Here is an 11,948-nt window from a genome sequence, read left to right on the forward strand (position 1 = left end):
GCCGTCGTGTTCGACTTCCTCCAGGGGTACGACCTGCTCGGAGCCTTCTGGGTGACGGTGCAGCTCACCGTCTACTCGGCGATCGGCTCCCTCGTCTGGGGGACGCTGCTGGCGGCGATGCGCGTCAGCCCCGTCCCCCTCATGCGGGGCTTCGGCACCGTCTACGTCAACGTCGTCCGCAACATCCCCCTCACCGTCATCATCGTCTTCACCTCGCTCGGGCTGTTCCAGACCCTGGGCGTCAGCATGGGCGCCGACCGGTTCACCACGATCAACTTCCGGCTCGCCGTCCTCGGCCTCATCGCGTACACCAGCGCCTTCGTCTGCGAGGCGCTGCGCTCCGGCATCAACACCGTTCCCCTCGGCCAGGTCGAGGCCGCCCGCGCCATCGGACTCAGCTTCCCCCAGGTCCTGCGCATCATCGTGCTCCCGCAGGCCTTCCGCTCCGTCGTCGGCCCGCTCGCCAACGTCCTCATCGCCCTCACCAAGAACACCACCGTCGCCGCCGCCATCGGCGTCGCGGAAGCCGCCCTGCTCATGCGGGAGATGATCGAGAACGAGGCCCAGCTCATCCTCATCTCCGCGATCTTCGCCGTCGGCTTCATCTGCCTGACCCTGCCCACCGGCCTGTTCCTCGGCTGGGTGGCCAAGAAGGTGGCGGTGAAACGGTGAAGACCAAGCCCACCGTCCTCTACGACGTCCCCGGCCCCCGCGCCCGGCGCCGCAACCTCCTCTGGACGCTGCTGTTCCTGCTCGCGCTCGCCGCCGTCGTGTGGTGGGTGGTGGTGAGCCTCGCGGACAAGAACCAGCTCGAATGGGCCAAGTGGGCCCCCTTCTTCACCGACGCCCGGGTCTGGGAGACGTACATCCTCCCCGCCCTCAAGAACACCGTGATCGCCGCCGGACTCTCCATGGTGATCGCCCTGCCCCTCGGCGCGCTCCTCGGCGTCTCCCGGCTCTCCGACCACCGGGCCGTGCGCGGAGCGGCGGGCACGGTCGTCGAGTTCTTCCGCGCGATCCCCGTCCTGATCCTCATGCTCTTCGCCAACGCGGCCTTCTCCGAGTTCACCGACATCAGCCCGGAGACCCGCCCGCTGTACGCCGTCGTCACCGGGCTCGTCCTCTACAACGCGTCCGTCCTCGCCGAGGTCGTCCGGGCCGGCATCCTCGCCCTCCCCGCCGGCCAGACCGACGCGGCGAAGGCCATCGGCATGCGCAAGGGCCAGACCATGGCGTACGTGCTCCTGCCGCAGTCCGTCACGGCCATGCTGCCCGCACTCGTCAGCCAGCTCGTCGTCATCGTCAAGGACACCGCGCTCGGCGGCGCGATGCTGGGATTCTCCGAACTCCTCGCCTCCGTCCGCCCGATGAGCGCCAACTACGGAGCGAACACGATCGCCTGCTTCACCGTCGTCGCCGTGCTCTTCGTCATCCTCAACTTCGCGCTCACCACCTTCGCCTCCTGGCTCGAAGCGAGGCTGCGGCGCGGCAAGAGGTCCACGGGCGCGGTCGTCGGGGCGGACGCGGTGGAGGAACTCGCCACACCGGGCGAACACACGGGCCCGGCCGGCGGGCCCAAGTGACCTACGGGAGGAATGGGAGACCGGCCGGGGGCACGCGCGCGTGCCCCCGGCCGAATCGGGTCCCGGGCCGGCGAGCGGCGCCACCCCTCAGGACTGCGGGAGGGCGAGCACCGCCACCGGCGCGGAGGTCGGGCTCGGGGAACCACCGGCGGGTTCGACGGTGACGCCCACCCCGGACGCCCGGTTCACGGGGCCGGCGAGGAGGGTCGCCTGGGTGGTGGCGCCCGGGTCCATCAGCCCCGCGTCCCGCATGGTGCCCCCGTCGTCGTACCAGAGCTGGTAGACCTTGCCGGCCGGCGGCGGCGCCATGCCGGAGGCGGCGAACACCGCCCGGTCGAGCGAGGCCGAGACGACGACCGTGCCCACGGCGCCCCCTTCGAGCCGGCTCGTGGAGACGCGGGCGTCCGGGGCCGCGAGGACCTCGGCGACGGCGTCGTTCGCCTCGCGGGCGCGTGCCGTCTCCTGCCGGGCGTCCTCGGCCTGCCCGTGCTGCCAGACCGCGACCCCGCCGAGCCCGACGGCCCCGGCGAGGCAGGCCGCCAGCGCCCAGTGCGACCACCGGCGGAGACCGCGCCGCCCGAGCGGGGCCCGCGCCGTCTTCGTGGACGGCGGCGGCTCCTGGCGGACGGTCGCGATCCGACCCAGCACGTTCGCCCGGAGCGCGGCGTTCGGCGGCTCCGCGACGGCGAGACCGAGCCGGACCACGGTCTCGGAGAACTCCCGGACCTCCTGGCCGCACGCCGAGCACTCCGCGAGGTGACGCCGTACGGCCTCGTGCTCCTCGGAGTCCAGTGCGCCGAGCGCGTACGCACCGGTCAGCGTGTGCGGATCGACGGCGTTCACACGCCCACCCCCAGACAGTCCCTGAGCCGGATGAGCCCGTCGCGCATCCGCGCCTTGACGGTGCCCAGCGGCACGGCCAGCAGTTCCGCGACCTCGCGATAGGTGAGGCCCCGGTAGTACGCCAGGGTCACCGACTGGTGCTGCAGCTCGGTGAGTCCCCGCAGACAGCGCCGGACCTGCTCCCGCTCCAGCCGGCCCTCCACCTGCTCCACGACCTCGTCGTAGGCGGTCGTGTGCTCCAGCAGGGCCACACGCTTCTCCCGGTTCGACGCCGACTGCTCGGAGCGGACCCGGTCGACGGCCCTGCGGTGCGCGAGGGTCAGGACCCAGGCCAGGACCGACCCCCGTCCGGGCTCGTAGCGGGCCGCGGTCCGCCACACTTCGACCAGCACCTCCTGGGCGACCTCCTCCGACTGGGCGGGATCCCGCAGCACGGTGCGGACGAGGCCCAGCACCGGCCCCGAGACGGCCTCGAAGACGGTCGTGAAGGCCTGCTGGTCGCCGAGCGCCACCCGGCCCATCAGCTCGGGCAGGTCCACGGCCGCGGGCCGGACACTGCCGATCCACACGTTCTCTGTCACCGGCGTGTTCCTCCAGGAGTTACTCGGTTCCATGAGGGATTCGGAGCCGGCGGCCCGGCGGACGGGTCGCGCGGAGGTTTTTTCCGCACAGCGCCGCCGGCCGAGGCGCGACTGCCGATCCTCATCACCCATTCGGGTGGAGGGAGCCATCCGGACGCGGCCGCGCACCGAATGACTGGTGTGGGCCGCCGACCGGCGGACCCGAAGCCCCAGGAGTGATCATGAACACCCAGACCTACCGTCGCGCCGCCGTCGCCGTGACCGCCGCCGTGCTGCTGCCGCTGGGCCTCACCGCCTGTTCGGCCGAGGCGAGCGGTGACGGAGCGGCGGCTCCCGCGGCGGCCTCCTCGCAGTCGACCGCGACCGCCACGACGGCCGACGGCCCCTTCGGCCCCGGGTGCGCGTCGGTGCCGAAGGACGGCGCCGGTTCCTTCGCCGGTATGGCCAAGGACCCGGTGGCCACGGCTGCCTCGAACAACCCCGAGCTGTCGACGCTGGTCACCGCCGTCAAGCAGGCAGGGCTTGTCGACACGCTGAACAACGCCGAGAACATCACGGTGTTCGCGCCGACCAACGCCGCCTTCGCCAAGATCCCGAAGGCCGACCTGGACAAGGTCCTCGCCGACAAGGCGATGCTGACGGACATCCTCACGTACCACGTCGTGGGCCAGAAGCTGACCCCGAAGCAGCTGGAGAACGGCTCCTTCGAGACCCTCCAGAAGAGCAAGCTGACCACCAAGGGCTCCGGCGAGTCCTTCACGGTCAACGACTCCGCGAAGGTGGTCTGCGGCAACGTCCCGACCGCCAACGCCACGGTCTACATCGTCGACACCGTGCTGATGCCTAAGTAGGCCCGGCACCCTCCCGAGCGGTACCGCTGTTCTCCCGCCCCGTCGCGTCCCGGCTGAGCTCGCCCGGCCACCACGCGACGGGGCCGAGGTCCCGTACGAGCGCGGGCACGAGCAGCGAGCGGACGACGAGGGTGTCCAGGAGGACGCCGAACGCGACGATGAAGGCGATCTGCACCAAGAAGGCGAGCGGAATGACGCCCAGTGCCGCGAACGTGGCGGCGAGCACCACCCCGGCGGACGTGATGACGCCGCCGGTCGCGGTCAGTCCGCGCAGGACGCCCTCGCGGACCCCGTGCCGCAGCGACTCCTCCCGCACCCTGGACATCAGGAAGATGTTGTAGTCGACGCCGAGCGCGACCAGGAACACGAATCCGTACAGCGGGACCGAGGAGTCGGTGCCGCTGAAACCGAAGACGTACCGGAAGACCAGGGCCGAGACACCGAGGGTGGCGAAGAAGTTCAGGGCCACCGTGGCCACGAGCAGCAGCGGCATCACGAGGGAGCGGAGAAGACCCACGAGGATGGCCAGGATGACGGCGAGCACCACCGGCACGATGAGCATCCGGTCGCGCTCGGCGGTCCGCTGGGTGTCGTACCGCTGCGCCGTGTAGCCGCCGACGAGGGCGTCCGCCCCCGGCACCGCGTGCACGGACGTACGGAGCCGCGCCACCGCCGCCTTGGCCGCGTCGCTGTCGGCCGCGTCGGTCAGGGTGACGTCGATCCGGACCCGTCCGTCGACGACCAGCGGGGCTCCGGCCCCCGGCCGGCCGGAGGTCGTGACGGCCGCGGCCGAGTCCACTCCCTCGACCCGCTCCGCGGCCTCGGTCACCCGGGCGGCCGTGTCCGCGTCGGCGATCACGATCGCGGGGTTGCCCGCGCCACCGGGGAAGTGCCGTCCGAGCTGCTCCTGCGCGGCGACGGAGGGGGCGTCGTTCACGAAGATCTCGTCGAGCGGGACCCCCTTGGACTCCAGGACCGGCGCGAACGCGGCGCAGGCGAGCAGCCCGGCGAGGGTCGCCGCCCACACCTTGCGGGGAGCTCGGTCCACCAGCGAGGCCACACGGCGCCAGATCCCGTGGCCGCCGCCCTCGGACTCGGACGGGCGGGGACGGGAGGGCCAGTACGCGGCGCGGCCGAGCAGGACCAGGACGGCGGGCAGGAAGGTCAGCGTGCTGAGCACGGCGCAGACGATGCCGATGGCGCCCACCGGGCCGAGGGCCCGGTTGTTGGTCAGATCGCTGAACAGCAGCGCGAGCAGGGCGAGCGCGACGGTGGCCGCACTGGCCGTGATGGGGCCGGCGGACTGGCGCAGCGCCGCGCGCATGGCGGGGACACGCTCTCCGTCGAGTCGGGCGAGCTCCTCGCGGTAGCGGGCGGCGAGGAGCAGCGCGTAGTCGGTGGCGGCGCCGATGACCAGGATCGACAGGATGCCCTGCACCTGTCCGTCGACCCGGACGACGTCGTGGTCGGCGAGCACGTACACGACGGCGCAGGCGAGTGCGAGTGCGAGCACCGCGCCGACGATGATGATCAGGGGCAGCAGCACGCTGCGGTACACGAGCAGCAGGATGAGCAGCACGGTGACCAGCGCGACCATGAGCAGCAGTCCGTCGATGCCGGCGAAGGCGTCCGACAGATCGGCCTGGGTGGCGGCGGGACCGGCGAGCCACACGGTCGTCCCGGGCACGGAGGAGGCCGCCTTGTCGATCTCCGCCAGCGTGGGCGCGAGCTCGTCGCCGAGGTCGGGGCGGAGCTGGACGACTCCGCGCAGCGCCTCACCGTCCTCGGAGGGGAGGGCCGGGGTCGGGGTGCCGACGACACCGGGCCGCCCGGTGAGCGTGGCCAGCGCACGCGTGGCCGCGGAGCGGGTCTCGGCGTCGATCGGCGCGCCGCCGGGTGAGGTCCAGACGACGAGCGCGGGAAGCGTCTCGTCCTGGCGGAAGGCCCGCTGGGCCTCGATCACCCGGGTGGACTCGGCGCTTTGGGGGAGAAAGGCGGCCTGGTCGTTGGTGGCCACCTCTCCGAGCTTGCCCGCGTACGGGCCGAGCCCGCCGCCGACGGCGAGCCAGAGGACGAGCAGGACGAGGGGCAGCAGTCGGGCGGCCCATCGTGTGGGGCGGGGCATACGGACTCCAGGGCAGGGGTCTGTCGACACGGAAGAAGTGTCTCAAGGAGAAAGAATCTCAATGATTGAGAGAGATTGAAACACGGGGAAGCCCCGTGAGGGAGCAGGGGGGTGCCGGGCTCGCCGGGCGAGTGGGCGGAGAAGGGCGCGCCGGGGGTGCCGACGGGCCGGCCGTCCGCTGGTCCGGCCGCCGGTCCGCCCGCCCGCCCACCGGGCCGGCGACGGGTGGGCGGCGGCCCTGGGCATGGGCCGTCGGGGCCGTGACGGGCCGGGACTCGACCGGTCGCCGGCGGACGACGGGCTCGGCGGGGCGCCGGGGGCCTCGGTCAGCGGCGGGGGACGTGCAGGTCGCCGAGTTCCTCGTTCAGCGCGTCCAGGAAGCGCACGGCCGCGGCCAGCTCCTCCGCGTCGAACCGCAACCGGGCCCGCTCCGCCGCCTGCGCCAGCGGCATGAAGTAGCTGCGCGCGGCGGCCTTCGCCCCCTCGGCGTAGTGCACGTGCACGACCCTGCGATCGGCGCTCTCCCGGGAGCGGCGGATGTGCCCGGCCCGTTCGAGCCGGTCGAGACAGGCCGTGACCGCGCCCGAGGTCAGCCCCAGGTGCTCCCGCAGCCGGCCCGGCGTCAGCGGCTCCGGGCTGTCCAGGACGACCGAGAGCGCCTGCACGTCCGTGGGATGCAGTCCCTGCGCGAGCGCGAAACCATGGACCAGTCGGTTGATCTCACCGTTCGTCCGTCGCAGCGCGCGGGCGAAACTCAGCGCATCACCCGGCACGCCCCCGGGCGCGGTCCCACCGGTCTCGGGTTCCTCTGTACTGGCCACACGATCAGCCTATAGATACCGGCCGGTGCATCCGCGGCGGCCGCACCTCCGGAAGAGAACAGGTGGAAGCTCGAACCCCCGGCCGGTGGGGCAGCGTGGCACCCGCGCCGCCGACGCCCCCACCGACGACGCGTCTCCACCGGAACGCGTCTTCACCGGCGGACGGACCTCCACCGACGACGGAACGGAGCAGATCCATGAGCGACGCGTCAGGGCACGAGTCCCCGGGACCGCTGTGCCTGGTCACCGGTGCCAGCGGCTACATCGGCGGCCGCCTCGTCCCCGAACTCCTGGAGGCCGGATTCCGGGTGCGGTGCCTGGCCCGTACGCCCGCGAAACTGCGCGACCACCCCTGGGCCGGGGAGGTGGAGGTCGTCCGGGGCGACGTCACCGACGCCGAGACCCTCGTTCCCGCCTTCCAGGACGTCGACGTCGCGTACTACCTGGTGCACGCCCTGGGCGCCGGGCACGGCTTCGAGCGCACCGACCGCGCGGCGGCCCGGAACTTCGCCCGGCAGGCCCGCGCGGCCGGGGTCGGTCGCATCGTCTACCTCGGCGGCCTCACCCCGCGCGGCGTGCCCGACCAGGAGCTCTCGCCGCACCTGCGGTCACGCACCGAGGTGGGCCGCATCCTCCTGGAATCGGGAGTCCCCACCACGGTGCTCCGCGCCGCCGTCATCATCGGATCCGGCTCGGCCTCGTTCGAGATGCTCCGGTACCTCACCGAACGCCTGCCGGTGATGGTCACCCCGAGCTGGGTCCGCACCCGGATCCAGCCGATCGCCGTCCGGGACGTCCTCCGCTATCTCGTCGGCAGCGCGCGCATGCCCGCTGAGGTCAGCCGGGCCTTCGACATCGGCGGCCCCGACATCCTCACCTACCTCGGCATGATGCGCCGCTACGCCGCCGTCGCCGGACTGCCCCGGCGGCTCATCTTCCCCGTGCCGGTCCTCACCCCCCGGCTGTCCAGCCACTGGATCGGCCTCGTCACCCCGGTGCCCCGGTCCATCGCCCGCCCGCTCGCGGAGTCGCTCCGGCACGAAGTCGTCTGCGACGAGCACGACATCGCCGACTGGGTGCCGGACCCGCCCGGCGCCCCGCTCAGCTTCGAACGGGCCCTCGCCCTCGCCCTCCAACGGGTCCGCGAGGCGAAGACCACCACCCGCTGGTCCTCCGCTTCGATCCCCGGCGCCCCGAGCGATCCCCTGCCCACCGACCCGGACTGGGCGGGCGGCAGCCTCTACACCGACGAGCGCGAACTCACCGTCGACGCCTCGCCGCAGGCGCTGTGGCGGGTCGTCGAGGGCGTCGGCGGGGAGAACGGCTGGTACTCCTTCCCCCTCGCCTGGGCCGTTCGCGGCTGGGTCGACCGGCTCGTCGGAGGCGTCGGGCTGCGCCGGGGCCGGCGCGACGCCCTGCACCTGAGGGCCGGTGACTCGCTGGACTTCTGGCGGGTGGAGGAGATCGAACGGGGCCGGCTGCTGCGGCTGCGCGCCGAGATGAGGCTCCCCGGGCTCGCCTGGCTGGAGATGTACGCCGAACGTGACGACGACGGGGCGACGCGCTACCGCCAGCGGGCCCTGTTCCACCCCCGCGGTCTGGCCGGCCACGCCTACTGGTGGAGCGTCGCGCCGTTCCACGCCGTGGTCTTCGGCGGCATGGCCCGCAACATCGCGTCGACGGCGGAGGCGAGCGAGGCGGCGGGCAACGGCGCCCCCTCGTCCGCGTCCGCCCCCTCGTCCGCCCCCTCGCTCGCGTCCGACGCCCCGCTCGCGTCCGGACCGGCGCCCGCGTCCGACCCCGCGTCCTCGCGGGGTTCGTCGCCGTCGCCGGGGTCGTCGTCCGCCCCGTCACCCGCATCCGGCGCGCCCCCGAAGGGCGAATGACCTCCGCACGTCAGTACAGCGACCCACCGGGCAGGCGCCTCGCCGAGCCGGTCGGTGACCCCACGCCAGGAGCGGTGCCATGAACGTCTCGGTCGTCCTGTTCACCTCGGACCTCCGCGTCCACGACCATCCCCCGCTGCGCGCCGCGCTGGGCCGGGGGAACGAGGTCGTCCCGCTGTTCGTACGGGATCCGGCCGTGGCCCGGGCGGGCCAGGCGGCGCCCAACCGGGACGCGTTCCTCGCGGACTGCCTCGACTCCCTCGACGCAGGACTGCGCGAGCGCGGCGGCCGGCTCGTGGTGCGCTCGGGCGACCCCGTCGACGAGGTGCGCGCGGTCGTGCGGGAGGCCGACGCCGACGAGGTCCACATGGCGGCCGGCTGCAGCGGGTTCGCGCGGCGCCGCGAGGACCGCCTGCGGCACGCGCTGGAGGCGGACGGGCGGCGCCTGTACGTCCACGACGCCGTCGTCACCGCGCTGCCCACGGGTGCCGTGACTCCGGGCGGTTCGGACCACTACGCGGTCTTCACCCCGTACTTCAACCGCTGGTCCCGTGAACGGCTCCGCGAGCCGCTCGCCGCCCCACGGGTGATCCGGACCCCCCGGGGCGTCCGCTCCGAGAAGCTGCCGGCCCGCGCGGACGTGTCGGCCGTCTCGCAGGGTCTCGCCACCGGCGGCGAGCAGGAGGGCAGGAAGCGGCTGACCGACTGGCTGGCCCGGGGCGTCGACACCTACGAGGAGGGCCACGACGACCTCGCGGGCGACGTGACGTCCCGCCTCTCGCCGTACCTCCACTTCGGCGCCGTCTCGGCGGCCGAGGCGGTCCACCGTGCCCGGTCGCGGGGCGGGGCGGGCGCCGAGGCGTTCGTGCGCCAGCTCTGCTGGCGCGACTTCCACCACCAGGTCCTCGCCGCACGCCCCGACGCCGCCGCCGAGGACTACCGCACCCGTCACGACCGCTGGCGGCGCGGGAAGGAGGCGGACGCCGACCTCCGGGCGTGGCGCGAGGGCCGCACCGGCTACCCCGTCGTCGACGCCGCGATGCGCCAGCTCGCCCACGAGGGCTGGATGCACAACCGGGGGCGGCTGCTCACCGCCTCGTTCCTGACCAAGACCCTGTACATCGACTGGCGCGAGGGAGCGCGGCACTTCCTGGAACTCCTGGTCGACGGCGATGTCGCCAACAACCAGCTCAACTGGCAGTGGATGGCCGGCACGGGCACGGACAGCCGCCCCAACCGGGTGCTCAACCCGGTGATCCAGGGCAAGCGGTACGACCCGGACGGCGCGTACGTAAGGCGCTGGCTGCCGGAGCTCGCCGGGCTCGAAGGCCCCGCGGTCCACGAGCCGTGGAAGCTGCCCGGGCTCGAACGGGCCCGGTACGACTACCCGGACCCCGTCGTCGAACTCTCCGACGGCCTCGCCCGCTTCCGGCAGGCCCGCGGACAGGACTGAGAGCCGCTCAGTCGCCTCCCGGACCGGCGGCGGCCCCCTCGCCGTCCCGTGCGGCGACGCACAGACCGCGCAGCAGGGACAGGGCCTCCCGCAGCCCCGAGGGGCGCAGCATCCCCGGCCCCAGCGTCCGCCCCGCCCAGCCGGGGCCCGCGAGGAGGACCGCCGTCCGGGACCGGGCGCCCCGGACGCCCCACGCGGTGTCCGCGACATGGTGAGCCAGGGGATGGTCCGCGGTCGAGCGCGCCTGGGCCCACAGGGCGACCGCGGCGGGACCCGTCCTCCGTACCGCCTGGTCGAGCGCCTCCGGGGGCACGGCCGCCCCGAACATCAGGGTGGGGACACCGAGTTCGGCCAGCCCGGCGGCGAGCGCCTCCAGCGGGAGGGTGTGCTGCTCGTGCGGCACACAGGCGAGCAGCACCGGGGGAGTGCGCGCGCCCGAGGTCCTGGCACGCCCCGCCGCGCCGACCCGGCGCAAGGCCGTCGAGACGTGCCAGGACAGCAGGTGCTCCACCTCGACGTAACGGTCGTCCGAGGTCTCCCACTTGCGGCCCACGGCGTGCAGGGCGGGCGCCAGGACCTCCTCCCACGCGGTGACCAGGCCGTACCGCACGATCGTGGACTCCAGGAGCTCGTCCATGGCCCCCGAGTCCAGCCTGACGGCCGCGCGGCCCAGTCCCCGCAGCTCCCGTCGGACCTCGTCGAGGGTCGGCCCGGGGGCGGCGGGCGGGACGGGCGTCTCCCCGGTCGCGGGCGGGGCTGTTACGGCTCCGGCCCGGGCGGCCCTGGCCGCCTCCGCCGGAGGGACCCCGGACGCCGTCAGCCGGCACATCTCCTGGAGGACGGCGATGTCGTCGGGGCTCCACCGGCGGTGCCGGCCGCTCTCATGGGCGGCGGGGCCGATGCCGTAGCGCCGGTCCCAGGAGCGCAGGGTGGTGGGGGCGACACCGAGGCGGCGGGCGACCGCGCCACTGGTGAGGCCCGGCGAGAGTTCGCTCATGGGGTCCACGATACGACGCACAACCGTTGCGAATGGTGCGGGCACCGTGCCGGGACGGAGCCTGGGTGTGCCCCGTAAGGGACCCCGCCCGCCGACCGGTCACCGCCGGTCCCGGCCTGAGGAGCAGTCGCCATGACCGCACCGAGCGTCGACACCCGGCCCCGGCTCCGGCTCGAGCCGCGGCCCCTGTCCGACCGCGAGGTCGCCGACGGGTTCGTGCGCGGCGACGAGCGCTGTCTGGCCGTCGCCCACGCCCGCTGGCACGGCCTCGTGCACACCCTCGCCGCCCGCACCCTCGGTGATGTCAGGGAGGCGGAGGACGTCGGCCAGCAGGTCTTCCTCGCGGCCTGGCGGGGCCGGGCCGGCTACCGGCCGGAGCGCGGTCCGTTCCCCGGCTGGCTCGTCGGCATCACCCGGCGGAAGATCGCCGACGCGCTCGCGGCGCGTACCCGGCGCCGGGACCTGGTGCTCGCCGTGGGCGAGCGGCTGTCCCCCGACGGCGCGGCCGTCCCGGACCACGACAGGGTCGTCGAAAGGCTCGTGGTCACCGGCGAGCTCGCCAAGCTGCCCGCCGCGCAGCGCGAGGTCCTCGCCATGGCCTTCTACGGGGACCTCACCCAGGTGCAGATCGCCGAGCGCACCGGAATGCCGCTCGGCACCGTGAAGAGCCACGCACGGCGCGGCCTCGACCGGATGCGCCGCTCACTGACCGAGCCGCCGGCCGGCCGCGCCCCGGCCGACGCGGGCTGCGACCCCGCGGCCTGAGGCACCGGCGGCCCGGGGCACCGCGCGTCGCGGTCCGAGGCCT

General features: G+C 73.9%; 11 protein-coding genes. 6 read left to right on the top strand and 5 right to left on the bottom strand.

The features are described from left to right. The first annotated feature begins 6 nt into the window (after positions 1 to 6). Both OG392_RS33430 and OG392_RS33435 read left to right on the top strand, forming a co-directional pair. A complete protein-coding gene (locus tag OG392_RS33430; RefSeq protein WP_329285723.1) occupies positions 7 to 672 on the top strand; it encodes an amino acid ABC transporter permease in 666 nt (221 codons plus the stop codon). Then, a complete protein-coding gene (locus OG392_RS33435; RefSeq protein WP_329285725.1) occupies positions 669 to 1,583 on the top strand; it encodes an amino acid ABC transporter permease in 915 nt (304 codons plus the stop codon). Before OG392_RS33430 ends, OG392_RS33435 begins: the two co-directional genes overlap by 4 nt. A gap of 87 nt (positions 1,584 to 1,670) precedes the next feature. Here the strand turns inward: OG392_RS33435 and OG392_RS33440 are convergent, their stop codons facing one another. Together OG392_RS33440 and OG392_RS33445 are read right to left on the bottom strand one after the other, a co-directional pair. Next, positions 1,671 to 2,426 (bottom strand): anti-sigma factor, encoded by a 756-nt coding sequence (locus tag OG392_RS33440; RefSeq protein WP_329285727.1) that lies wholly within the window; start codon positions 2,424 to 2,426, stop codon positions 1,671 to 1,673. Then, positions 2,423 to 3,007: a sigma-70 family RNA polymerase sigma factor gene (locus OG392_RS33445; protein ID WP_329285730.1), complete on the bottom strand. Its 585-nt coding sequence runs from the start codon at positions 3,005 to 3,007 to the stop codon at positions 2,423 to 2,425. Before OG392_RS33445 ends, OG392_RS33440 begins: the two co-directional genes overlap by 4 nt. Positions 3,008 to 3,228: 221 nt before the next feature. On the opposite strand from OG392_RS33445, the gene OG392_RS33450 reads away from it, so the two are divergent. Then, positions 3,229 to 3,858 (top strand): fasciclin domain-containing protein, encoded by a 630-nt coding sequence (locus tag OG392_RS33450; protein ID WP_329285732.1) that lies wholly within the window; start codon positions 3,229 to 3,231, stop codon positions 3,856 to 3,858. On the opposite strand, the gene OG392_RS33455 is transcribed toward OG392_RS33450, so the two are convergent. Both OG392_RS33455 and OG392_RS33460 read right to left on the bottom strand, forming a co-directional pair. After that, entirely contained in the window at positions 3,851 to 5,983 is a 2,133-nt protein-coding gene (locus tag OG392_RS33455; RefSeq protein ID WP_329285734.1) for an MMPL family transporter, read from the bottom strand. The genes OG392_RS33450 and OG392_RS33455 overlap by 8 nt on opposite strands. 326 nt (positions 5,984 to 6,309) lie before the next feature. Further along, positions 6,310 to 6,804 carry a MarR family winged helix-turn-helix transcriptional regulator gene (locus OG392_RS33460; protein ID WP_443054985.1) on the bottom strand — a complete coding sequence of 165 codons (495 nt, stop codon included), beginning with the start codon at positions 6,802 to 6,804 and terminating at the stop codon, positions 6,310 to 6,312. Between the two features lie 197 nt (positions 6,805 to 7,001). Here OG392_RS33460 and OG392_RS33465 point away from each other — a divergent pair, with 197 nt between their 5' ends. Together OG392_RS33465 and OG392_RS33470 are read left to right on the top strand one after the other, a co-directional pair. Further along, positions 7,002 to 8,690: an SDR family oxidoreductase gene (locus tag OG392_RS33465; protein WP_329285735.1), complete on the top strand. Its 1,689-nt coding sequence runs from the start codon at positions 7,002 to 7,004 to the stop codon at positions 8,688 to 8,690. Between the two features lie 79 nt (positions 8,691 to 8,769). After that, positions 8,770 to 10,143 (top strand): cryptochrome/photolyase family protein, encoded by a 1,374-nt coding sequence (locus tag OG392_RS33470; RefSeq protein ID WP_329285736.1) that lies wholly within the window; start codon positions 8,770 to 8,772, stop codon positions 10,141 to 10,143. Positions 10,144 to 10,150: 7 nt separating this feature from the next. Here OG392_RS33470 and OG392_RS33475 read toward each other — a convergent pair whose 3' ends face one another. Then, entirely contained in the window at positions 10,151 to 11,140 is a 990-nt protein-coding gene (locus tag OG392_RS33475) for a MerR family transcriptional regulator (RefSeq protein ID WP_329285738.1), read from the bottom strand. A 132-nt stretch (positions 11,141 to 11,272) separates the two neighbouring features. Between OG392_RS33475 and OG392_RS33480 the strand changes: the two genes are divergently transcribed. Further along, positions 11,273 to 11,905, top strand: coding sequence for a sigma-70 family RNA polymerase sigma factor (locus tag OG392_RS33480; protein ID WP_329285740.1), 633 nt, complete (start codon positions 11,273 to 11,275; stop codon positions 11,903 to 11,905). Positions 11,906 to 11,948: the final 43 nt, after the last annotated feature.

Origin of the sequence: Streptomyces sp. NBC_00691 (assembly GCF_036226665.1) — a bacterium.
Lineage (GTDB): Bacteria > Actinomycetota > Actinomycetes > Streptomycetales > Streptomycetaceae > Streptomyces.